Genomic DNA, 23,336 nt, shown 5'->3' with positions numbered 1-23,336 from the left:
AACACATGAGTGCACCAACCCTTAACACGGGCTTCAGCCGCCGGGGCTTCCTCGGCCTGGCCGGCCTGGCGGTCACGACGGCGGGCCTTGCCGCCTGCGGTGGCGGCGGTACCGCCGGCGGAAACGGCGGAGCTGCCGCGTCCGCCGGGGTCAAGCTCCCCACCTACAAGGAGTTCACCGGGGTCACCGCCGACCTCCCGGGCAACTCCAAGGGCCTGCAGGCAGCGTTCTTCAAGCTGCCCGAAGGCGTCACCTCGGTGAAGGAGGCCCCGCTCAAGGGCAAGGTAACTGGCCTGACCGAAACCTTCGAAACCATGAGCCCTGGCATGAAGGACAACCCCTTCTGGCAGCGGCTCAACGCCAAGCTCGGCGGCGAACTGGAACTGCAGATCGCCGAGGACATCGGCGACGGCTACCCGGCCAAGTTCGCCACGGTCCTGGCCAGCGACGACCTGCCGGACATGATGTGGGTCCCGCCGAACCAGGGCATCCCCAACGTCGGCCCCATGCTGGAGGCGAAGTTCCAGGACCTCACCAAGTACCTCTCCGGTGACGCCGTCCTCGAGTACCCCAACCTGGCCGCACTGAAGCCGGACTCCTGGAAGACCGCCGTCGTCAACGGCAAGATCTGGGGCGCCCCCATCCCGAGCACGCCGTTCGGACAGGTCATGTCCGGCCGCCGCGACGTCTGGGAGAAGGTGGGCGGCCTGAACGCCTCCTCGGCGGACGAGTTCCTGGACAAGGCCAAGGAGCTGACCCGGCCCGCGGAGCGCAAGTACGCCCTGGAACCGGCCTATGTGAACGTGCTGCATATGGTCACCGAGTGGTTCGGCGCGCCCAACTCCTGGGCCGTCAACAAGGACCGCTCCCTGACCCACCTGTTCGAAACCCCGGAGTACGCGGCCGGCGTCGAGTTCACGGCCAAGCTGTTCGCGGCCGGGGTCTTCTACCCGGACACGAACGTCCCGGACATCCGCAGCCGCGTGGCCAACGGCAGCGTAGCCGGGCAGGTGCTGGTGGGTCCGCACGATATCAAGGCCTACCGCGGCTTCAACAAGGACCAGGCGTTCGACCTCCTCATTCCGTTCAGCGCGGACGGCAAGGTCAGGCCCACCTACGACATGGGCTACGGCACGGTCGGCTTCACCCCGTTCAAGAAGGCGGACGAGGGCAAAATCCGCGAACTGCTGGCCCTCATCAACTACCTCTCGGCACCGTTCGGCACCGTGGAGTACATGCAAAAGAACTTCGGCGAGGCCGGCAAGGACTACTCCCTTGACGGGCAGGGCAACCCGCAGCTCACCGAATCCGGCACCAGCAACCTGCCGGGCCTGGTTTCCGCGCTGAACATCATGTCCAGCCCGGAAAACGTGGTCTTCAACCCCGGCTTCGACGACGACACCAGGTACGTCAACGAGCAGCAGAAGAAGCTCCTCGAACTCGCCTGGCGCAATCCCACCAACGGCACCTACTCGGACACCAACTCCAAGGTGGGCGCCAAGATCACCAAGCAGCTGCGGGACAAGGTGGTGGACATCATCACCGGCCGGGCCAAGATGTCCGAACTGGACGCCGCCGTCAAGCGCTGGAAGTCCGGAGGCGGCGACAAGATCCGCGACGAGTACCAGGCGGCACTGCCGTCCGACGTCCCGGTCTTCCGCGCCTAGCCGGCCACGACACGGCAAACTGGGGCTCTAACACAGCAGAAGGGGGAGCACATGGGCAGGACAGCAGGCAGCGGAATCCGCCCGACCATCCGCATGGTCGCGGCCGAAGCAGGCGTTTCGACGGCGACGGTGTCCTATGTGATGTCCGGCCGGCGCGGCGAAGGCGGGCCCGGCGTCTCGGACATCACCGTGGAGCGGGTGCGCGCCGCGGCCGAGCGGCTGGGCTACCGGCCCAACCAGGCAGCGCGGGCCATCCGGACCGGGCGGACCAACACCGTGATCCTGTCCCTGACCATGCTGTCGGACCCCTGGTCCCTGTCCGTGATCGAGGCCGTGCAGAAGGCGGCCGCGCCGCTGGGGATCACGCCGCTGATCCTCGGCGACGCGGACTGGGTCAAGGTGCTCCAAAGCCACGACGCCGATGCCGTGTTCGTTGACGCCGTCACCCCGGAGCAGCAAAAACCCCTGGAAGGGCTTGCCGCCCGCGGCACCACCCTGGTGGTGTTCGACGAGCAGCTCGAGGCCGCCGGGTTCGACGTCATTCGCTCCGTCGCCGGCCCCGGCTGCACCCTCGCGGTGGAGCACCTGCTGGCGGGCCACCGCAAGGTGGGCTGCCTGGTGCCGTCCCGCGAGGGGCGGCCCCCTGCCGGGCAACGCTATGAGGCGTACACCTCCGCGCTCGCCGCGGCGGGGATCGGCCTCAACGAGGACTACGTGGGCGCCTTCGACGGCACCACCGCGGGAGCCTACGCGGCCACCATGCGCCTGCTCGGCCGCGACGACCGGCCCTCCGCCTTGTATGCCACCACGGATTACGCCGCCGTCAGCGCCATCAACGCCGCGCAACGACTCGGGCTGACCGTCGGCCGCGACGTGGACATCATCGGCGTCGGCAACGCCATCGAAGGCGAGCGGATGTCGCCCTCCCTGAGCACCGTGGGTCCGGTGGACTTCTTCGAGCGGGTGGCCCGGCTCCTGCTGAAGCGGGCCGTCGACGGCGGCACACAAGTCCCGGAAGTACTGGACTTCCCCTGGCAGCTCTTCGTCAGGGAATCGGCCCCGCACCGCAGTGCGGCCAACAGACTTTACTGAGAACAGAAAGAAGCACGAAAACACATGGGAAGCGAAGACTTGAAGATCGGCGTGGTGGGCTTCGGCCTGCGCGCAGGGCTGTGGCGCCACGCGCACAAGCCGGGGCAGGGATCGGAGGTGACCATCGTCTGCGACACCAGTGAACGCGGCCGGGCCGATGCCGCGGCGCGCATCCCTACCGCAAGGGTGACCGGTGAGCTTCAGGAACTGATCGACAGCGGTATCGACGCGGTCCTGGTGCTGACCCCGGACAACCAGCACGCCGCCGTCGCCGTCCGCACGCTCAAGGCGGGCATTCCCACCTTCTGCGAAAAGCCGCTGGACATCACCATCGAGGCCGCCGACTCGATCCTGCAGGCCGCCTACGAAAGCGGCACCCGCCTCTACGTGGGCCACAACATGCGCCACATGCCCGTGGTGGTCCAGATGCGCGAGCTGATCGAACAGGGCCGGATCGGCGAGGTCAAGGCGGTGTGGTGCCGGCACTTCGTGGGCCACGGCGGGGACTACTACTTCAAGGACTGGCACTCCGAACGGAAGAACGTCACCTCGCTGCTGCTCCAGAAAGGCGCGCACGACATCGACGTCATCCACTGGCTGGCCGGCGGCTACGCCAGGCGCGTGTCCGCCGTCGGCGAGCTCGCGGTGTACGGCAAGGTGACGGACCGCAGCGACAACAGCACCAAGCGCATGGGCGAGTGGTTCTCGCTGGAGAACTGGCCGCCCACCGAGCAGCATGGGCTGGCCGAGCGGATCGACGTCGAGGACATCTCCATGATGAACATGGTGCTGGACAATGACGTGCTGGCCTCCTACCAGCAGTGCCACTTCACTCCGGACTACTGGCGCAACTACACGGTGATCGGCACCAAGGGCCGGATCGAGAACTTCGGCGACGGGCCGGGGGAGCGGATCGGCCTCTGGACCAAGCGCACCCCGGGATATGCGGAGCCGGACGAAACCTTCACCATCCAGGACGGCGAAGGCGGGCATGGCGGGGCGGACCCGCGCCTGATCGCCGAGTTCCTGCGCTTCGCGTCCGACGGCGGTCCGACGCAGACCTCGCCCGTCGCCGCCCGGCAGGCGGTGGCCGCCGGCGTGCTGGCCGCCGAGTCGTTGCGGTCCGACGGCGGTGCCCGGGAAGTGCCGGCGCTCCCGGCCGGGCTGGTGGCGTACTTCGAAAGCGGCCAGCCGGCATCCGTGCCCAGCAGTTGAGCTGCGCTTATCCGGGGGCGGATACCAGTTCGTCCACAACCTCCCGCAGCAGCTGAGCAACCCGCTGGACGGCCTGGCGCCGGGCGTTCTCGGGCCGGATCAGCATGTCGATGCGGCGCCGGGTGGCGATCCCCTCGAGCGGCCTGAGGACCACGCCCTGCGAGAGGGCCGCGGCGGCGGCGGTGTGCCGGGGCAGCAAGCCCAGCACGCCGCTGCCGGCCACCACGGCAGCCACCGTGGCGTAGTCGTTCACGCGGTGTGCGATGTGCGGTGCCCGGCTCGCCACCGCGGCGACTGCGGCCAGCACATCCGCGGGGGAGTAGCCGGGGCGGCTGGAAACCCAGCTTTCGCCGGCGACGTCGGACGGCGTCAGGGACGCCTTGGCCGCCAGCGGGTGCCCGGCGGGAAGGGCCACGTCGAAAGGTTCCTCCGCGAGCGGCAGAACCAGGATCCGGTCCGTGGGCCAGTCCTCGCTGTGCGCCATCCGGTGCGCCAGCACGATGTCGTAGCGTGCCGTCAGGGCCGGGAATCCCTGCTGCGGGACGTCCTCGTCGGCCAGGCGCAGGCGCGGGACGCCGCTGGTGCCAGGACCGCTTGGGTCGGTGCCGCCGTCGTCCGTTTCCGTGGCGGCGAGCCGGCCGGCCAGGCGCCCGAAAATCGCCTGCCCGGCGCTGTGGAAGGCACTGACGGACACGGTGCCCGCGGGGTCGTCGTGGTAGCCGCCGATCGCCGCGTGTGCGTCGGCCATGGCACGGATGACGGCGCCGCCCGCGTCGGCGAGGACCTGGCCGGCATCGGTGAGCACCAGGTTCCGGCCCTCCTTGCGGGTGAGCGGGACCCCGGCGCTGCGCTGGAGGAGGGTGAGCTGCTGGGAGACGGCGGAGGGCGTGACCATCATGGCCTCGGCCACGGCCTTCACGCTGCCGAGTTCACCGAGTTCACGCAAGACCTGAAGCTGGCGGACATCCATAAGTCAATCCTAAAGTGTGCGCCAACTCGATGAAGCAGGCACTGAATCACCACGTGCGCGAACGTACAGCTGCGGCCCCGAAATCAGCGTTTCCGGGGCCGCAAGTGTACGTTCGCGCTAGAGCTCGTTGCGCACCACGACGCCCTGCGCGACGACGGCACGCACCTTCTCCAGCGCGGTTCCGTCGCTCAACGGGTCGGCGTCCACCACGACGGCGTCCGCGAAGCCGCCGGTCACCAGACGGCCTGCCCGGCCTTCCCAGCCCAGCAGGCGGGCCGCGTGCGTCGTCGCCGAACGCATCGCCTCCAGCGGGGAGAGCCCCGCCTCGTTCAGGAGGCGGACCTCGACGCCCAGGGGAGTGACGTCGGTGCCGAAGGAGTCGGTGCCGGCAACGATCGTCACGCCGGCCTCGTGGGCTGCGAGAACGGCCGCCTTGTGGATGGGCGTGTACTCCTGGCCGCGGGCGGCGAGGATCGGGTTGGATGAGCGGGCCATGCTGGAGATCGCGTCCATGGTGGGCGTGAAACAGGTGCCGCGGCGGACCATCTCGGCGATGGTCTGCTCCGAAAGGAACACGCCGTGCTCGATGCTGCGGACGCCGGCACGGACGGCACCGTCAATGCCTTCGGCGCTGTATGCGTGGCACAGGACGCCGGCGCCGCGGGCGGCCTTGACCACCGCGGAAAGCTGCTCGACGCCGTAGACCAGTTCGCGCGGATCCTGTTCCGGGAGCCCGGCACGCGGGTTGGCGCGGGTCTTGATGACTTCGGCTCCGCGGGCGAGGTTGACCCTGGTCAGGTAGGCCAGGTCCTGCGGGTCGGTGATGCCGTTCTTGAGCGCCGCCAGGGGAGCGAGGTCCGGGTCAGCCAGGATCGAGTCGCCCTGCTCGGGCGAAATGAAGAGACCGGCTGGGCGGACGCGCGGGGACGCGCCGGGAGCCCATCCGGGCAGCGCCGCGAGGGCGACGTCCTGGTAGAAGCTGCTGGAGCCGCTGCGCATGCTGGTCACGCCGCCCTGCAGCAGGATCCGCGTGTCGGCCAGGGCGTTGGCGTGCACGTGGACGTCCACGAGGCCCGGCGTCACCCAGCGGCCGGCGGCGTTCAGGATGGTCGCGCGGCCGGCGACGTCGGCGACGGCCTTGCGGGTGGCGTCGCGGCTTCCGACGGCGGCGACCTTGCCGCCGTCGAGCACCAGCACACCGTCTTCGATCGCATCGCCGGTGAGCGGGTCCACGATGGTGCCGCCCTCGATGATGACGGCGCCTGGCGTCACGGGACGGCCGTGGTAATCGGGGCCGGCCGGACGCTCGGCGGCCTGCGCTGCCGGAGCCGAGCCGAGCTGGGCGGCGACGCCTGCCACGGAAATGCCGGCCAGGGCCGCGGCGCTGGCGAGGACTCCGCGGCGCGAGGGAACGGCGGACGGGACGGCCGCATTGCTGTGGTCATGAAGGCACATGGTTACTCCTTGGGGGAAGGCGCCATCCTTGGGACAACAGACGACACCGGTGTACCCAACACCATATTTGGTATACCAAAGTAGTTTCAAGCTTTTCCGGAAGCGTGGCGTCCGCAATTACGGACGGTGTAGCTCTGGCTAAACTGTTGAGTGAGATACTTGAGCTTGTTCTAAGCCGTTTGAGGGCATGTAATGGGAGCCATGAAGGCTCTCTACAAGTCCGGCCCGCACGCCGGCTTCGAACTCGTCGACCGGCCCGAACCCGAGGCCGGCCCCGGCGACGTCAAGATCCGCGTGATGACCACCGGCATCTGCGGCACCGACCTGCACATCCAGTCCTGGGACGCGTGGGCGCAAAGCATCATCGAAACCCCGCTCATCGCGGGCCACGAGTTCTACGGCGAAGTGGTGGCCGTCGGCGAGGACGTCCGGGACGTCAAGGTCGGCGACAGGGTGTCCGGCGAAGGCCACGTGGTGTGCGGCATCTGCCGCAACTGCCGCGCCGGCCGCCGCCAGATGTGCATCCACACCGTGTCCGTGGGCGTGCAGCGCGACGGCGCCTTCGCCGAGTACGTCGTAATCCCGGAGACCAACGTCTGGGTGCACCAGGACCCCTCGGTCACTCCGGAACTCGGCGCCATTTTCGACCCCTTCGGCAACGCCGTCCACACCGCCCTGAGCTTCCCGCTGGTGGGTGAGGACGTGCTCATCACCGGCGCCGGCCCCATCGGCCTGATGGCGATCGCCGTCGCCCGCCACGCCGGTGCCCGCAAGATCGCCATCACCGACGTCTCAGAATCCCGGCTGGCCCTGGCCCGCAGCATGGGCGTGGACCTCGCCGTCGACGTCTCCAAGATGCGCATCAGCGAGGCCCAGAAGGAACTGGGCATGCGCGAAGGCTTCGATATCGGCCTGGAAATGTCGGGACATCCCACGGCCTTGCCTGAGATGATCGACAACATGAACCACGGCGGACGCATCGCCATGCTCGGCCTGCCCAGCCAGTCGATCGACATCGACTGGGGCAAGGTGGTCACCCACATGCTCACGCTCAAGGGCATCTACGGCCGCGAAATGTTCGAGACCTGGTATGCCATGAGCGCCATGCTTTCCTCCAACCCCGAGCTGCACCGCAACATCTCCGCCGTCGTCACGGACACGCTGTCCGCCGCCGACTGGGAAAAGGGCTTCGAGATCGCCCGCGCCGGCACCGGCGGCAAGGTTGTCCTCGACTGGACCGAACTGTAACCGGCCGTACCGCACCTGAACCGAACCCCACAGGACTCTAAGGAGACCAATTTGTACACCTCGATCAAGGACCAGCTGCAGGGCGAACTGGACGAGATCCGCGCGGCCGGGCTCTTCAAGAGCGAACGCCACATCGATTCCCCGCAGGCCAGCCACATCGCCGCCGGCCCGCTGGGCGAGCCGTCCCGGCAGGTGCTGAACTTCTGCGCCAACAACTACCTGGGCCTGGCCGACCACCCGGAGATCATCGCCGCGGCCAAGTCCGCCATGGACGAACGGGGCTTCGGCATGGCCTCGGTGCGTTTCATCTGCGGCACCCAGGACCTGCACCTGCAGCTGGAGAAGAAGGTGTCCGAATTCCTCGGCACCGAGGACACCATCCTGTTCTCCAGCTGCTTCGACGCCAACGGCGGCGTGTTCGAATCCCTCTTCGGCCCCGAGGACGCCATCATCTCGGACTCGCTGAACCACGCCTCGATCATCGACGGCATCCGCCTGAGCAAGGCCAAGCGCTTCCGCTACGCCAACCAGGACATGGCCGACCTCGAAGCCAAGCTGGCGGAGGCCGAAGGTTCCCGCCGCAAGATCATCGTCACGGACGGCGTCTTCTCCATGGACGGCTATCTGGCACCGCTGGCGGCAATCTGCGACCTCGCCGAGAAGCACGATGCCCTGGTGATGGTGGACGACTCGCACGCCGTCGGCTTCATGGGCGCCACTGGTGCCGGCACCCCGGAACACGCCGGCGTCAGCCACCGCGTGGACATCTACACCGGCACCTTCGGCAAGGCCCTCGGCGGCGCCTCGGGCGGCTACGTCTCCGGCCGCTCGGAGGTCATCGCCATGCTGCGCCAGAAGGCCCGCCCCTACCTGTTCTCCAACTCCCTGGCCCCGGCCATCGTCGCCGCCACGCTCAAGGCCCTCGAGCTGGTCCAGGGCTCCGGCGAGCTGCGCACGCGGCTCTTCGACAACGCGGCACTGTTCCGACGCCGGATGGCCGAGGAAGGCTTCGAACTGCTCGACGGCGAACACGCGATCGTCCCGGTCATGTTCGGTGACGCCGTGGCCGCCGCGAAGGTGGCCGCCGAGATGCTCGAACACGGCGTGTTCGTCACGGCCTTCAGCTACCCGGTGGTGCCGAAGGGCGCCGCACGCATCCGCGTGCAGCTGTCCGCGGCCCACAGCCCGGCCGACGTCGAAGCTTGCGTGCAGGCTTTCGTCAACAGCCGCGACGCGGTCAACAGCCGGGACGCCGCCACCGCAGGTGAAACCGCGGGGGCCTGAGTGCCATGATCCTCACCCTGCTCGGTGGCGGAGGTTTCCGGGTGCCGCTGGTCCATTCAGCACTGCTGAGGGACCGGCGGCCCGGCCGTGTCACCGAGCTGAGGTTGTTTGACCACGACGCCGGCCGGCTGGCCGTGGTGGCCAGGGTCCTGGAAGAGCAGGCGGCAGGCGTGCCCGACGCACCCCGGGTGCGCCTGTTCACCGAGCTTGCCGAGGCCCTGCCCGGCACGGACTTCATCTTCTCCGCGATCCGGGTGGGCGGCATGGCCGGCCGCGCCGCCGACGAGCGGATCGCCCTCGAGCACGGGGTCATCGGGCAGGAAACCGTGGGCGCCGGCGGGATCTCCTACGCCCTGCGGACCATCCCGGTGGTGGTGGACATCGCGCAGGCCGTCCGGAAGCACGCCCCGCAGGCCTGGTTCATCAACTTCACCAATCCGGCCGGCGTCATCACCGAGGTCTTGAACTCCCTGCTGGGCGGGCGGGTGGTGGGCATCTGTGATTCCCCGGCGGGCCTGGCACGGCGCGCGCTGTGGGCGGCGGGGTTTCCTGGGCTGGACGTGTACGGGGCCGGCGTCGGGATCGACTACATCGGCCTGAACCACCTGGGCTGGCTGCGCGGGCTGACGGTGGACGGTGCGGACGTACTCCCGGAGTTGCTCGCGGACGCGGACGCCGTCGAGTCCTTCGAGGAGGGCCGGCTGTTCGGCGGCCCCTGGCTCCAGGCGCTCGGCGCGGTGCCCAACGAATACCTGCACTACTACTACTTCCGCCGGGAAAACCTGCTGGCCGAACAGGAGGCCGCCGCCACCCGCGGCAGCTACCTGGCCCGGCAGCAGGCCGCCTTCTACGCGACCGGCGCCGGAGAACAAGCCGGGGGCTCCGCCCTCCAGCTCTGGGAACAGTGCAGGCTGGACCGCGAACAGACATACATGGCCGACAACCGCGACGCCGCCGGGACCTTCGAGCGCGATGCCGCGGACCTGCAGGGCGGCGGCTATGAGGGCGTGGCCCTGGCGATCATGAAGGCCCTGGCAGGCGCAGCCGGCGGCGGCCCGGCCGACACCGACGAAACCCGCCTCATCCTCAACATGCCCAACGCCGGAACCCTGCCCGGGATGGACCACGACGCCGTCATCGAGGCCCCCTGTGTCGTAGGCCCGGACGGTGTCCGGCTGCTGCCCGCGGATCCGCTTCCGGGCTACGCCGCGGGGCTCGTCACCACCGTCAAGGCCGTGGAGCGGGCCACCATCGAGGCGGCCCTGGGCGGATCACGGAATGCCGCCTACCGCGCCCTGGCCATGCACCCGCTGGTCGATTCGGTACGGGTGGCGCACGCCCTGCTGGACGGCTACACCGAGCACTTCAAGGAGCTGGCGTACCTGCGCTGAGCGCCTGCCGTTGCCGTGCCGGTCCCGTGCGGCTGGACGCCGTGAAGGAGCCCCAAATAGCCCTGTCGGGAATCCCCGCCCGGGCCTAGGATCGCAGCATGGGCAATGATGCAGCCACAGAAGTCTTGGACCCGCAGGCATGCTGGGAACTCCTCCGGATCGTGTCGGTGGGGCGCCTGGCCGTCTGGCTTGGCGACCGACCGGACATCTTCCCGGTCAACTACGCCGTTGACCACGGCAGCGTCGTCTTCAGGACCGGCGCCGGAACAAAGCTCCAGGCCGCCCTCGGCGACTATCCCGTCGCGATGGAGGCGGACGGCGTCGACCCCGACACCGGCGTCGCCTGGAGTGTGGTGCTCCGCGGCAAAGCGGTCCCGCTGAAGAACATCGACGACGTCGTGAGCTCGTTCTCGATTCCCCTCTTTCCTTGGGAGGCCGGGCAGAAGGACCACTTCGTGAGGATTCCGGCGGATTCGGTGTCCGGCCGCCGCTTCACCGTCACGCCGCCGCTGACCTGGTGGACGCCCTACAGCGGCACCAAACCGGCCAGGGGCGAGTAGCGGACCTTTGCCGCGCGGAGTTGTCGCGCGGACTTCCCGGCACTGGCAGGATGGTCTGATGGCCTCGAATTACGACGTGGTGATTGTCGGCGGCGGCATCGCCGGGCTCTCGCTTGCCTCCGCCCTGGCAGGGAATTGCTCCGTAGCGCTTGTGGAAGCGGAGCAGACCCTTGCGTACCACACCTCTTCCCGCTCGGCGCGGCAGCTGATCCCCAGCTACGGACCCGCCGTCGTTCAGGAACTCACCGTCCGCACTCTGGAACTGATCGCAGGGCGCGACGCCGGACTGGACGTCCCGGTGCTGACGCCGCGGGCGTTCATGATGGTGGGGGACGAAGCGGACCTCACGGCCGAAGCCAGCGGCCACATGCGCCCGATCACGCACGCCGAGGCCCTGGAACTTTGCCCGGCGCTCCGGCCGGAAAGCTTCACCCACGCCGGCCTGGACACCGGCTCCTTCGCCTGCAACGCCCCGGTGCTGCTGGAGGACCACCGCCGCCGCGCGGAAGCGGCGGGCGCGGACATCATCACCGGGGCCCGCGTGCACTCGGCCCAGCGGATCGGCTCGGCCTGGCAGCTCGGCGCCGGGACCGAGGGACTCGGGGCCGCCGTCGTGGTCAACGCGGCAGGTGCCTGGGCGGACGAACTCGCGGTCCTCAGCGGGGTGGAGAAGCTCGGGCTGCAGCCGTACCGGCGCACCGCGGCCGTCGTCGACGTCGAGCGCCCGCTGGCGCCAGGAACCCCGATGGTGGCCGAGGCCGCGCACCGCTGGTATTTCCGCGCCGAAGGCGGGCAGGTACTCATCTCGCCCGCGGAGACCGTACCCAGCGGGCCGGAGGACGCCAAGCCTCGGCCGGGGGACATCGAAGCGCTTGTGGAACGGCTGAACTCGCTGACCACCCTGGGCATCCGCGCGGTGGACCGTGCCTGGACCGGGCTGCGCACCGAAGCTGCCGACGGCGTCCCGGTGGTGGGCTTCGACGCCGAGGCGCCCGGCTTCTTCTGGCTCGCCGGGCAGGGCGGCTACGGCTTCCAGACCTCCTCGGCCATCGCCGAGCTCGCGGCCGCAGCGATCCTCGACACCTCCGGCAGCAGTCCGGTATCCCGGACACCGGCGCAGCTGGCGGCCACCCGCTGGTCCGTCCGCCGATGAACAATTGATCCATGACTACGGGGTTCACGAGCGGGCACGCAAGCACACTGATCCATAACATCGGCGAACTGATGACCCAGGACGGCGAGCACCGCGTCCTGCGGGATGCCGCCGTCGTGATCGAGGGCGAACGGATTTCCTGGATCGGCCCGGCGTCGCAGGCACCCGCCGCTGACGCCGCCGTCGACGCCGAAGGCCGCGCCGTGCTGCCTGGCTGGGTGGACTCGCACTCGCACCTGGTCTTCGCCGGCGACCGCACCGCCGAGTTCGAAGCCCGCATGGCGGGGGAGAGCTATAGTGCCGGCGGCATCGCCGTCACCATGGGCGCCACCCGCGCTGCCGGTGAAGAGGAACTGACCCGGCTCACCGCCGAGCGCGTGGCCGAGGCCGTCTCGCAGGGCACCACCTACCTCGAGAGCAAGACCGGCTACGGCCTGGACGTGGAGAACGAGGCCCGCAGCGCCCGGATCGCCGCCGCGACCGTGGACGAAGTCACCTACCTCGGCGCCCACCTGGTCCCGGCAGGGATCGACCCCGAGGAATACACGGACCTGGTCTGCGGTCCCATGCTCGACGCCGTGCTCCCGCACGTGCGCTGGGCCGACGTCTTCTGCGAACGCGGCGCCTTCACCGAAGACCAGTCCCGCCGCGTCCTCACCGCCGCCCGCAACGCCGGGCTCGGCTTGCGCGTCCACGGCAACCAGCTCGGCGAAGGCCCGGGCGTGCAGCTCGCCGTGGAATTCGGCGCAGCCAGCGTGGACCACGTGAACTACCTCTCCGAGGCGGACATCCAGGCGCTCGCCGGCACCTGGTCCGGCTGGGACGCCGCCAGCGGCACCGGCATCCGCGGCACCGTGGCCACCTGCCTGCCCGCCTGCGACCTCTCCACCCGCCAGCCGCTCGCCCCGGGCCGCGAACTGATCGACGCCGGCGTCCAGATCGCGCTCGCCGCCAACTGCAACCCGGGCACTTCCTACACCAGCTCCATGGCTTTCTGCGTTACCACGGCGGTGCTGCAGATGCGCCTGAGCGTCCACGAAGCCGTCCGGGCCGCCACCTACGGCGGCGCCCTGGCCCTGGGCCGCGAATCCGGCAAGGACGCCGACGGCGAACGCGCGGTGGGCTCGATCGCCGTCGGGCACCGCGCGGACCTGCACATGCTGAAGGCGCCGTCCGCCACCCATCTGGCCTACCGGCCCGGCATCCCGATGACGCACGCCGTTTGGCGTGCCGGCGTGCGCGCAGTTTGAGTTTTTCCGCAACGCGGGGTCACTTACGGCCCATTCCGATCGCTCGGACGGGCCGTAAGTGACCCCGCGTTGGTCCTAAGAGCGGCTGGACCGCGCTCGGACCGCGGCGCCGGCACACAGGACCACTGCCAGGCCACCGGCAACCGTGGTCCAGTCCAGCCGCTCGCCCAGCAGGAGGCTTGCCCAGCCGATGGTCATGACCGGCTGGACCAGCTGGACCTGGCTGACCCGTGCCATGGGCCCGACGGCCAGGCCGCGGTACCAGGCGAAGAAGCCCAGGAACATGCTGACGACGCCGAGGTATGCAAAGGCGGCCCACTGCGCGGGCGTGGCGGACAGTCCTTGCTGGGTGGCAGGGAGGATTGCCAGCACCGCCATCAAGGGCGACACCAGCACAAGGGCCCAGGAGATGGTCTGCCAGGCACCGAGTTCGCGGGCCAGCAGGCCGCCTTCCGCATAGCCGACCGCGCACGTTGCCACAGCGCCGAAAAGCAGCAGGTCCGTCCAGTGCAGGGCGGTGAAGCCGCCCGACTGCAGGGACGTGAAGCCGATCGCCGCCGCGGCGCCCGCACCGCTCGCGATCCAGAAGGACCGCGGCGGACGTTCCCTGCCGCGAAGCACCGCCGTCATGGCCGTGGCGGCGGGAAGCAGCGCGATCACCACCGCGCTGTGGCCCGCCGGTGCGGTAGTCAGCGCGAAGCTCGTGAGGAACGGAAAGCCGACGACGACGCCGCCCGCCACCACTGCCAGGCGCGCCCATTGCGCGCCGCGGGGGAGCCGTTGCCGGGTGAGTGCCAGGGCGAAGGCCGCGAGGAGCGCTGCCACGACCGCCCGGCCGGAGGCGATGAACAGCGGCGGCAGCCCTCCGACGGCCACCTTCGTGAAGGGAACGGTGAAGGAGAAGGCCGCCACTCCGAGCAGCCCCCACCACAGCCCCGACGCCGGGCGGCGTTCCTTGGGTTGCTCCGGGCTGTCCTGGATGGATACCGCTTGGGTGGAAATTATAGTAGCGCTACTATTGTCTCTCATGAACAACGATAGCAGTTCGCGGATCGCCGCACGCCTCCGGGAATGGATCTCCGCGGTGCCTCCGGGATCCCGGCTGCCGTCCACCAGGTCCTTGGTGGCCGAGTACCAGGCCAGTCCGGTGACGGTGCAGAAGGTGCTGCGGACCCTGGCCACGCAGGGCCTGATCGAAAGCCGGCCCGGAGTGGGCACCTTTGTGCGGGCTGTCCGGACGGCACGGCCCGCGGACTACGGCTGGCAGACGGCGGCCCTTGGTACGCCGCCGGCCCACCTTCGGCCGCTGTCGGCGGCCATGCGCAGCGCACCCAACGACGTGATCGCGTTCCATTCGGGATACCCGGACAGGGAGCTTTTGCCGGAGCGGCTGGTCCGTGCCGCACTCACCAGGGCGTCCAGGGGCGACGCCGCCCTGTTCCGCCCGCCGGCGGCCGGGCTGCCGGAGCTGCAGTCGTGGTTCGCGCAGGAGCTGCGCTCGTCAACACCCCTTGGCATCAATCCGCCCACACCCTCGGACGTGATTGTGCTGCCGGGGACCCAGAGCGGCCTCAGCTCCGTTTTCCGGGCCCTGGTGTCCGGCGGGCAGCCGCTGCTGATGGAGTCGCCGTCGTACTGGGGGGCCATCCTTGCAGCGGCACAGGCGGGCGTCCGCGTGGTTCCGGTGCCGAGCAGTCCCGAGGGGCCTGACCCCGAGGAACTGCAGCGTGCCTTCCGGGAGAGCGGGGCGCGGGTGTTCTATGCGCAGCCGAACTACGCCAACCCGAGCGGGGCGCAATGGTCCGCGCGGCGTGCGGAGGAGGTGCTGGAGGTGGTGCGGCGGAATGGTGCCTTCCTGGTCGAGGACGACTGGGCCCACGACTTCGGCATCACCTCCGACCCCGAGCCGCTCGCCTCCCGGGACGATTCCGGCCACGTCGTCTACCTCCGCTCGTTGACGAAAAGCGTGTCCCCGGCGATCAGGGTGGGGGCCGTCGTCGCCCGCGGACCGGCGCGCGAGCGGATCCTGGCCGCCCAGGGCGCCGAATCGATGTACGTGAGCGGGCTGCTGCAGGCGGCAGCGCTCGACGTCGTGACGCAGCCCGGCTGGCAGACCCACCTGCGCGGACTCCGCCACCAGCTCCAGGCCCGCCGCGACCTGCTCGCCACCAGCTTGCGCGAGCACGTCCCGCAGGCCCACCTCGGACTGCTGCCGAAGGGCGGGCTGAACCTGTGGGTCCGGCTTCCGGACGGGACCGACGTGGACCAGCTCGCCCGCTCCTGCGAGGCCGCCGGGGTCCTGATCGCCCCGGGCAATGAATGGTTCCCGGCGGAGCCCGCCGGCCCGTTCATCCGGCTCAACTACGCGGGGCCGAACCCCGGCGCCTTCCGGGAAGGAACGCGGCTCATCGGGCAGGCCCTCGAACAAGCCGGAAGCTAGGAAAAAAGCGGCAATAGCCGGCCGTTCATGCGTGGATTGCCCGCCATCGCTGGTAGGAAATGGCCTGTGCTGCTCGTAGCCTTGGCACATCAGAACAAGGCAAGCAGAGGAAGAGGACATGACGGCGGCAGACCCCACGATCAAGACTGTTCCCGAGGGTTACTCCAGCGTCAGCCCGTGGATTATTTCGCGGGACACGGGGGCCTTGCTGGCATTCATCACCCAGGCGTTCGGCGCACGGGAGATTGACCGCCTCGTTGGGGAAGACGGCACCATCGGCCACGCCGAAGCCAGAATCGGCGACTCGGTGGTCCTGGCTTTCGACTCCCGTCCCGATTGGCCCGCGACGCCCGCCTTCCTCCGCGTGTACGTCGACGACGCCGATGCCGCCCTTGCCGCGTCCGTCGCCGCGGGTGCCGTTGTGGTGTCGGAGATGGACAACAGCGCCTGGGGCGATCGCGGGTGCCGCGTCCAGGATCCCCTGGGCAACCTCTGGTGGGTCATGTCCCACATGGAGGATGTGAGCGAGGAGGAAGCCGCCAGCCGATGGGCCCAGCCCGGTTATCTGGCCGGCATGGAGTACGCCATTGATTCCCTCAACAGCCACATGACAGGGCGTGCATCCGGTAGCGTGCCTGTGCCCGAACTGGTTCTTAACATGGCTGCCAAGCCGCGGGCGAACGGTGTCAGGGCGGTCCCTGAGGGCTACCGTTCGGTGGAACCTTGGATCATTACGCGGGACACCGCTGGCTTGCTGGATTTCATGACGGCGGCCTTCGGCGCGCACGAGGCTTTCCGGGTTCCGATGGACGACGGGTCGATCGGCCACGCGGAAGCGCGAATCGGCGATTCCAATGTCCTGGCGTTCGACTCGCGTCCGGATTGGCCCGAAACCCCTGCTTTCCTGCGGCTCTACGTCGACGACGGCGATGCGACCTTCGCTGCGGCCCTCGCCGCCGGTGCTACTGCGGTGACCAACATGACGGAGCTGTTCTGGGGAGACCGGGTTGGCCGGGTCCGTGATCCCTTCGGAAATCTCTGGTGGATCCAGTGCCGCGTCGCCGAACTGACCGAGGAAGAAGCCTACGAACGTGCCGCACGGCCGGAATTCGTGCGGGCCATGGAGTACGTGACCGGCGCAACGATCGTCCCTCCGGTACATGAGTAGTGTTTGACGGCCCTGCTGGCCGGACCTCGCTCTTGAACTCCTCACCGCGTGAACTCCAGATGACGAGAGCTGAGCAAAAAGTCTCCTCTTAGGGCGAGAAGTAGCTTGGGCGACGCGAAAACCGTTTTGACACCGAGTGGCGGCGCCCAGGTGCCGCACCTCACGCGCCCTCCTTGTGCGATTGAAGTTGATCGATTAGTGTTTTAATAGATCAAAAAACGTCAAATGCGCGTCGTGAAGCGCAGACAGGAACGGTGCGTCCGATGAGCAACGCTGCCCTTGGTGCCTACATGGAAGAAGAGCTGGTTTCGCAGCCGGATGTCTGGCTCCAGGCCATCGCCCAGGCCAAGGCGGAACAGGTCCTGCCCGCGGATGGCGAGCGGGTCGCCGTCGTCGGCTGCGGAACCTCCTGGTTCATGGCGCAGAGCTACGCCGCCGCGCGTGAGGCCGCCGGCAAGGGCGTCACCGACGCGTTCGCCGCGTCCGGAGCCTTCCTGAACCACAACAGCGCCGGCCGCCAGTACGACGCCGTCATTGCCATCACCCGCTCCGGCACCACCACCGAGGTGATTGAGCTGCTGGAGGCGTTGCGCGGCAAGGTCCGCACCATTGCGCTGATCGGCGACGTGGACTCGCCCGTGGCGACGCTGGCGGACGCCGTCGTCGGGCTGCCGTACGCGGACGAAAAGTCCGTCGTCCAGACCCGCTTCGCCACCACCGCCCTGGTCTACCTGCTCAGCAGCCTGGGCATCGACCTCGGCGACGCCGTCGAGCAGGCCCGCCCGGCGGTCACCGAGCCCGTATCCCGGGAACTCGTGGACGCCGAGCAGTTCACCTTCCTCGGCACCGGCTGGACCATCGGCCTGGCCCACGAAGCCGGCCTGAAGATGCGCGAAGCCGTACAGGGCTGGACCGAGTCCTACCCGGCCATGGAATACCGGCACGGGCCCATCTCCATCGCCGCACCGGGACGCGTCACGTGGCTCTTCGGTGAACAGCCCGAAGGACTGGACGCCAACATGGAAGCCACCGGCGCCCTGTACATCAACACCGGAAAGCACCCCCTCGCCGAACTTGCCCGGGTCCACCGCGTCACCCTGGAACGCGCCCGCGCCCGCGGGCTGAATCCGGACCTGCCGCGCAACCTCACCCGCTCGGTCATCCTCGACACCACCGCCTAGGACGCCGCGATGGTTCTCGGAGCAGCTGGAGCGGCGGTACTTGCCTTCGACGTCGGCGGCACGGACATGAAGGTGGGTCTCGTCGACGCCCAGGGAAACGTCCTGGGCCTGCGCCGGGTCAGCACGCCGCGGGATCCCCACCGGCCCGCCGACGCCATCCTGGACCGGGTGGCCGAACTGGCTCGCGAGCTCGAAGCCGAATTCCCCGCACACCCGGTCCGCGCCGCCGGGGTGATCGTGCCCGGAATCGTGGACCCGGAATCCGGGGTGGGCCTCTACTCGGCCAACCTCGGCTGGCGGAACTACCCCTTCACTGCCGAGGCCGAACGACGGCTGGGCGTGCCGGTGGCCTTCGACCACGATGTCCGCTCGGCCGCCGCGGTGGAACACCACTACGGCGGCTCGCGCGAGTTCGACGACGTCGTGGTGATGGTGGTGGGCACCGGAATCGCCGCCGCTGTCTTCTCCGGCGGCAAGGCCGTCAGCGCCGGCGGCTTCGCCGGCGAACTCGGCCACGCCCAGGTCCCCGATCCCGACGGCAACGGCACCACCATCCTGGAAGCTGTTGGCTCCGCCGGGGCCGTGGCCAAACGGTACACCGCCCACTCCGGGACCCCGGTTGCCGGCGCCCGCGACGTCCTGGAACGCGCCCGCACCGGCGAGGAACTGGCCGCCCGGATCTGGGCCGACGCCGTGGACGCGCTCGCCTTCAGCATCTGCCAGTGCGTCAGCATCATCGGCACCGAGGCCGTCGTGATCGGCGGCGGCCTGGCCGAGGCCGGCGAGGAACTGCTCGAACCGCTGCGCAAACGGGTGGACAGCATGCTCGACTTCCACCGCCGACCCGTGATCCTGCGGGCCCAGCTCGGCCAGGATGCCGGACTGCTGGGCGCGGCGTTGAACGCGCGGGCCCTGCTTGCGGAAACCCCCGACGCCGGGACTCCCGCCGGTACGGACGGTGCCGCATGAAGCGCATCGTCACCGTCACCCCGAACCCGGCCGTGGATATGAGCTACCGCGTGGCGGGCATCCACCCCGGCGCCAGCCACCGGGTGCCGGCGCCGCTCAGCCGCGCCGGCGGCAAGGGACTGAATGTGGCCAGGGTGGCGCACCAGCTGGGCCATCCGGTGCTCGCCCTCGCCCCGTGCGGCGGCAGTTCCGGTGCCGAGTTCGCCGCCGAACTGGACGCCAGCGGTGTTCCCCACGCCCTGGTTCCCGTCGTCGGCCCGACCCGCCGCAGCATCGCCCTGGTCGACACGGTGGGCGGGGAGACGTCCATCTTCAACGAGGAAGGCAGCCCCCTCCTGGCCGGCGAATGGCAGGCGCTGGCCGCCGCCGTCGTCGACGCCCTTTCGGCACAGGGAGAGGACGCCCCGGGCGTCCTGGCCGCGTCCGGCAGCCTGCCGCCGGGCGCCCCTGCTGACTTCTATCCGGCTTTAGTGCGTTTGGCGCACGACGCCGGGATCCCGGCGATCGTGGACACCTCCGGTTCCGGGATCCTCGCCGCAGCCGAAGCCGGGGCCGACCTGCTCAAACCCAACCACCACGAACTCGAAGAAGCCACGGGGGACCGGGACCTGGAGGCAGCTGCCTGGAAGCTGATCGGCCTCGGCGCGAAAACCGTGCTCGTCAGCGCGGGAGCCGACGGCATGCTCGCCTTCAGCCACGCCACCCCGGACGGGTACTGGCGGGCGAGGCTGCCCGAAGCCCTCAGCGGCAACCCGACCGGCGCGGGGGACGCCGCCGTCGCCGCGGCCGCCACGGCCTTGGCCGCCGGGATCACCGACACAAGGGAGATCCTCCGCCGCGCCACCGCGTGGTCCGCCGCCGCCGTCCTGATGCCGGCCGCCGGGGAAATCTCGCCCCGCTACACGGAACTCGAAGAACAACTCATCATCAGCTGGGAGGACAATCGGTGAGCCTGGTCAACACCCGGGAATTGATGGACGCGGCCGCCGCGGCCGGCATCGGCCAGGGCGCGTTCAACATCATCCACCTCGAAACCGCCGAGGGCCTCGTGGCCGGCGCGGAAGCGGCCGGCGTGCCGCTGATCCTGCAGATTTCAGAGAACTGCGCCAGGTTCCACGGCGGCCTGGAGCCGCTCGCCCGCGGCGCCCTGGCCATTGCCCGCGATGCCTCGGTTCCGGTGGCCCTGCACCTGGACCACGCCGAATCCGAGGAGCTCGCCCTGCAGGCCGTGGACCTGGGCTTCGGCTCGGTGATGTACGACGGCGCGCACCTTCCCTACGCGGACAACGTCGAAGCAACGCGCCGGGTGGCCGCCTACGCCCATGAGCGCGGCGTCCATGTCGAGGCCGAACTGGGCAAAGTGGGCGGCAAGGACGGGGCGCACGCACCGGGCGTGCGGACGGATCCCGGCGAAGCCCGCGACTTCGTGGCGGCCACCGGCGTCGATGCGCTGGCGGTCGCCGTCGGCTCCTCGCATGCCATGACCGAGCGCAATGCCCAGCTGGACCTGGAACTGATCACCCGGCTCAAGGACGCGGTCCAGCTGCCACTCGTGCTGCACGGTTCTTCCGGCGTAGCAGACGAGACACTAGTGGCGGCGATCCGGGCCGGTATGACTAAGATCAACGTATCCACCCACCTGAACGGGTTCTTCACGCGCGCTGTCCGGGAGTACCTGGACGCCAATCCCACGGTGGTGGATTCCCGCAAGTACATCGCGGCGGGCCGTGACGCCCTGGTGGTGGAAACCGCCCGCTTGCTGACGTTGTTCGCGAAAGTGAACTAGAAACCGCCTCCGGAAGGTTCGTGATGACCCGTACAGATCGGCTGACAGCCATCCTTGATCTCCTCGCCGAGTCAGGGCATGTCGAAGTCGAGGACATCGTGACCCGCCTGGGGGTTTCCCCGGCCACCGCCCGGCGCGACCTGGACAGCCTGGCCAAGCAGCGGCTGCTCAGCCGCACGCGAGGCGGCGCCACCAAGGGCGCCGTGGCGTACGACCTGCCCGGCCGGTACAACCGCGACGACCATGCCGAGGCCAAGCAGCGGATCGCCCTGGCCGCTTCGGAACTGATCGCACCGGGCGCCGTCGTCGGCCTGAGCGGCGGCACCACCAGCACGGCCCTGGCACAGGTGCTCTCTACCCGCGAGGACCTGAACGCGCCCTCCAACCGGCCGATGCTGACGGTCGTCACCAACGCCATCAACATCGCCGCCCAGCTCGCGGTGCGCCCCAACATCAAGATCATGGTCACCGGCGGCATCCTGAACCCCCGCTCCTACGAGCTGGTGGGGCCCTACACGGACGTGATCATGCAGAAGGTCGCCCTGGACATCGCCTTCATCGGCGTCAACGGCGTGGATCCGAAGATCGGGCCGACCATCACCGACGAAGGCGAAGCCATGGTGAACTCCGCCATGGCGCGGCGCGCCACCGCGTCGTACGTCCTGGCGGACTCCAGCAAGATCGGCAAGCGGTCCTTCGCCACCATGGCCGGCTACGAGTTCAAGCGGCTCATCACGGACAGCGGCATCAAGGCCGCGGACAAGGCCGCCTTCGAAGCGGCGGGAACCGAAGTGACGGTCGCCGAACTGGACTGAGGCGGACCCGCGCTGAATCGGACCGCCGCTAGAAAACCACCGGCGGGGCGTCCAGCACGGTTTCGTCCACCCGCCGTTCCACCCACTGGCTGAACGGGGTGTCCAGGTCGTACTTGCCGGCGTCGTTCCTGACCAGGGTCCGCAGTTCTGCGTTGCCCGGGTTGTTGAGCGACTCGAAGTATTCAACGGACCAGTGGAACCAGCGCATGCAGAATAAGCGCATGGTCAGCCCGTGCGTCACCAGCAGGGTGTTCGGTGCGTAGTCCGGCTTCTCCCAGTGCCGGTACAGGGTTTCCATGAAGGATGAGACGCGGTCGTACACATCGGAGCCGGACTCGCCTTCCCGGAACCGGTAGAAGAAGTGACCGTACAGGTTCCGCAGTTCCTTCTGGTCCTCGATTTCGCCGGCGATCTGGAAGTTGGCCCAGTCCTGCTCGCGTAGCCGCGGCTCCTCGATCACCCGCTCGGTCAGACCGTCCAGCTGCAGGGCCTCGAGGGTCTGGTACGCCCGCAGGTAGGGCGAGACGTACACGCACAGCTGCTCGCCGTCGAGCTTCCGGCGCAGTGCCTCCCCGGTGCGCCGGGCCTGCTCCAGCCCGAGTTCGGTCAACGGAATCCGGTAGTCCGGCACGCGGTTGTAGATCGAGGTGTCCACATTGGCAGCCGACTGGCCGTGCCGGACCATGAAGATACGTGCTGGCGCGCTCATCCCACCAAGCATAGGCAAACACCCAGGGAAATGAAGGCAAGATAGGACCATGCTCGTTGCCTCCAGGCGCCGCCTGCGCGCCGAAGTCCTCATCGTCCTGGGACTGTCCCTGGGCCAGTCCGCGGTGTACTCGGTGGTGCAGCTGCTGGACAAGATGAGCCGGGCCCCGCTGGCTCAGGGAACCTCCACCCTGAACGCCTCCCGGAACAGCCGCGAATACTTCGACCTCACCTACCAGCTGCTGGACATCGTCTTCGCACTGGTGCCGGTGGTGCTGGTGTTCTATTTCCTCTCGCTGCATCGTGGGGCGTCCGAGCACGAGTCCGGCTTCCAGCGCCTTGGCTTCACGCTGTCGCGGCCGGGCCGGGACCTGCTCCAGGGCGTGGGCCTGGCGGCCCTCATCGGAATCCCCTCGTTGGGGCTTTACGCCGCGGGCCGTGCCATGGGGATCACGACGGCGATCATCCCCAGCGCGCTCGACGCCTACTGGTGGACGGTGCCGGTGCTGATCCTCTCGGCGGTGCGGCACGCGATCGTCGAGGAAGTGATCGTGGTGGGCTACCTGCTGGACCGCTTCGGCAAATTCGGCTGGAGCATGCCGCTGGCCATCGGCCTGAGCGCCCTGCTGCGCGGCAGCTACCACCTCTACCAGGGCTTCGGCCCGTTCATCGGGAACGCCGTGATGGGCCTGGTTTTCGCCTGGCTCTACAGCCGCACCAGGCGGGTGATGCCGCTGGTGGTGGCCCACGCCCTGCTGGACATCGTGGCCTTCGTCGGCTTCAGCCTCTTCGGCAAGGCGGTCGGGCTGGGCTGAGCGGACCGGAGTTGTCCCGGATCGCCGGAGAGCTGCGGAGTCGCCGGAACGTTCCAGCGACTCCGCAGCTCTCCCGCGAATTCGGCGGAACACTCGGCCACCACAGGCCGAGCCACAATCCGGCTTCGCGCCGGCACCGCTTAAAGGGGTTCGGCCGCCGTCGCTGGGT

Annotated in this window: 21 protein-coding genes; 17 read left to right on the top strand and 4 right to left on the bottom strand. The window is 69.1% G+C overall.

The genetic code is table 11. The features are described from left to right. Positions 1–5 precede the first annotated feature (5 nt). Genes D3654_RS01315 through D3654_RS01305 form a run of 3 tightly spaced genes read left to right on the top strand, consistent with a single transcriptional unit; the run spans position 6 to position 3,974 of the window. Entirely contained in the window at positions 6–1,667 is a 1,662-nt protein-coding gene (locus tag D3654_RS01315; protein ID WP_120519728.1) for a type 2 periplasmic-binding domain-containing protein, read from the top strand. A gap of 51 nt (positions 1,668–1,718) precedes the next feature. Continuing rightward, a complete protein-coding gene (locus tag D3654_RS01310) occupies positions 1,719–2,759 on the top strand; it encodes a LacI family DNA-binding transcriptional regulator (protein ID WP_120519727.1) in 1,041 nt (346 codons plus the stop codon). A gap of 24 nt (positions 2,760–2,783) precedes the next feature. After that, positions 2,784–3,974 (top strand): Gfo/Idh/MocA family protein, encoded by a 1,191-nt coding sequence (locus D3654_RS01305; protein WP_120519726.1) that lies wholly within the window; start codon positions 2,784–2,786, stop codon positions 3,972–3,974. A gap of 7 nt (positions 3,975–3,981) precedes the next feature. On the opposite strand, the gene D3654_RS01300 is transcribed toward D3654_RS01305, so the two are convergent. Both D3654_RS01300 and D3654_RS01295 read right to left on the bottom strand, forming a co-directional pair. Then, positions 3,982–4,944 (bottom strand): LysR family transcriptional regulator, encoded by a 963-nt coding sequence (locus D3654_RS01300; protein WP_120519725.1) that lies wholly within the window; start codon positions 4,942–4,944, stop codon positions 3,982–3,984. A 117-nt stretch (positions 4,945–5,061) separates the two neighbouring features. Beyond that, positions 5,062–6,399 carry an amidohydrolase family protein gene (locus D3654_RS01295; RefSeq protein WP_120519724.1) on the bottom strand — a complete coding sequence of 446 codons (1,338 nt, stop codon included), beginning with the start codon at positions 6,397–6,399 and terminating at the stop codon, positions 5,062–5,064. 201 nt (positions 6,400–6,600) lie between these two features. On the opposite strand from D3654_RS01295, the gene tdh reads away from it, so the two are divergent. From tdh to hutI, 6 genes are all read left to right on the top strand, one after another. Beyond that, entirely contained in the window at positions 6,601–7,647 is a 1,047-nt protein-coding gene (gene tdh, locus D3654_RS01290) for an L-threonine 3-dehydrogenase (RefSeq protein WP_120519743.1), read from the top strand. A gap of 51 nt (positions 7,648–7,698) precedes the next feature. Then, positions 7,699–8,931: a glycine C-acetyltransferase gene (locus D3654_RS01285; RefSeq protein ID WP_120519723.1), complete on the top strand. Its 1,233-nt coding sequence runs from the start codon at positions 7,699–7,701 to the stop codon at positions 8,929–8,931. A 5-nt stretch (positions 8,932–8,936) separates the two neighbouring features. Continuing rightward, positions 8,937–10,322 carry a 6-phospho-beta-glucosidase gene (locus D3654_RS01280; RefSeq protein ID WP_120519722.1) on the top strand — a complete coding sequence of 462 codons (1,386 nt, stop codon included), beginning with the start codon at positions 8,937–8,939 and terminating at the stop codon, positions 10,320–10,322. 98 nt (positions 10,323–10,420) lie between these two features. After that, positions 10,421–10,882 carry a pyridoxamine 5'-phosphate oxidase family protein gene (locus tag D3654_RS01275; RefSeq protein WP_120519721.1) on the top strand — a complete coding sequence of 154 codons (462 nt, stop codon included), beginning with the start codon at positions 10,421–10,423 and terminating at the stop codon, positions 10,880–10,882. A gap of 58 nt (positions 10,883–10,940) precedes the next feature. Continuing rightward, positions 10,941–12,035, top strand: coding sequence for an NAD(P)/FAD-dependent oxidoreductase (locus D3654_RS01270; RefSeq protein WP_120519720.1), 1,095 nt, complete (start codon positions 10,941–10,943; stop codon positions 12,033–12,035). Between the two features lie 11 nt (positions 12,036–12,046). Beyond that, positions 12,047–13,285, top strand: coding sequence for an imidazolonepropionase (gene hutI / locus D3654_RS01265; protein ID WP_120519719.1), 1,239 nt, complete (start codon positions 12,047–12,049; stop codon positions 13,283–13,285). Between the two features lie 75 nt (positions 13,286–13,360). On the opposite strand, the gene D3654_RS01260 is transcribed toward hutI, so the two are convergent. Then, on the bottom strand, positions 13,361–14,314 hold the full coding sequence (locus D3654_RS01260) for a DMT family transporter (protein WP_120519718.1): 954 nt from the start codon (positions 14,312–14,314) through the stop codon (positions 13,361–13,363). Between D3654_RS01260 and D3654_RS01255 the strand changes: the two genes are divergently transcribed. The 7 genes from D3654_RS01255 to D3654_RS01225 all read left to right on the top strand — a co-directional run bounded on the left by D3654_RS01255 (position 14,313) and on the right by D3654_RS01225 (position 21,644). Next, positions 14,313–15,725, top strand: a complete 1,413-nt coding sequence (locus tag D3654_RS01255; protein WP_120519717.1) for an aminotransferase-like domain-containing protein — start codon at positions 14,313–14,315, stop codon at positions 15,723–15,725. The two genes, D3654_RS01260 and D3654_RS01255, sit on opposite strands and share 2 nt — an antisense overlap. Before the next feature lie 118 nt (positions 15,726–15,843). Continuing rightward, complete coding sequence (locus tag D3654_RS01250) at positions 15,844–16,893, top strand: VOC family protein (protein WP_120519716.1); 1,050 nt, start codon at positions 15,844–15,846, stop codon at positions 16,891–16,893. 263 nt (positions 16,894–17,156) lie between these two features. After that, the gene (locus tag D3654_RS01245) at positions 17,157–18,074 is read left to right on the top strand and encodes an SIS domain-containing protein (RefSeq protein WP_120519715.1); all 918 of its coding nucleotides are present in this window, start codon (positions 17,157–17,159) and stop codon (positions 18,072–18,074) included. Positions 18,075–18,083: 9 nt separating this feature from the next. Then, positions 18,084–19,043: an ROK family protein gene (locus D3654_RS01240; protein ID WP_120519714.1), complete on the top strand. Its 960-nt coding sequence runs from the start codon at positions 18,084–18,086 to the stop codon at positions 19,041–19,043. Then, a complete protein-coding gene (locus D3654_RS01235; protein ID WP_120519713.1) occupies positions 19,040–19,993 on the top strand; it encodes a 1-phosphofructokinase family hexose kinase in 954 nt (317 codons plus the stop codon). The genes D3654_RS01240 and D3654_RS01235 overlap by 4 nt, the downstream gene beginning before the upstream one ends. Further along, positions 19,990–20,829, top strand: coding sequence for a class II fructose-bisphosphate aldolase (locus D3654_RS01230; RefSeq protein ID WP_205571698.1), 840 nt, complete (start codon positions 19,990–19,992; stop codon positions 20,827–20,829). The genes D3654_RS01235 and D3654_RS01230 overlap by 4 nt, the downstream gene beginning before the upstream one ends. A gap of 23 nt (positions 20,830–20,852) precedes the next feature. Continuing rightward, positions 20,853–21,644 carry a DeoR/GlpR family DNA-binding transcription regulator gene (locus D3654_RS01225; RefSeq protein WP_120519712.1) on the top strand — a complete coding sequence of 264 codons (792 nt, stop codon included), beginning with the start codon at positions 20,853–20,855 and terminating at the stop codon, positions 21,642–21,644. A 28-nt stretch (positions 21,645–21,672) separates the two neighbouring features. On the opposite strand, the gene D3654_RS01220 is transcribed toward D3654_RS01225, so the two are convergent. Further along, positions 21,673–22,353 carry a histidine phosphatase family protein gene (locus D3654_RS01220; protein ID WP_205571697.1) on the bottom strand — a complete coding sequence of 227 codons (681 nt, stop codon included), beginning with the start codon at positions 22,351–22,353 and terminating at the stop codon, positions 21,673–21,675. Between the two features lie 49 nt (positions 22,354–22,402). Between D3654_RS01220 and D3654_RS01215 the strand changes: the two genes are divergently transcribed. Further along, positions 22,403–23,167: a CPBP family intramembrane glutamic endopeptidase gene (locus tag D3654_RS01215; protein WP_120519710.1), complete on the top strand. Its 765-nt coding sequence runs from the start codon at positions 22,403–22,405 to the stop codon at positions 23,165–23,167. Positions 23,168–23,336: the final 169 nt, after the last annotated feature.

Source organism: Arthrobacter celericrescens, assembly GCF_003614925.1.
GTDB classification, from domain to species: Bacteria; Actinomycetota; Actinomycetes; order Actinomycetales; family Micrococcaceae; genus Arthrobacter; species Arthrobacter celericrescens.
This window is presented reverse-complemented; position numbering and strand designations above follow the sequence as displayed.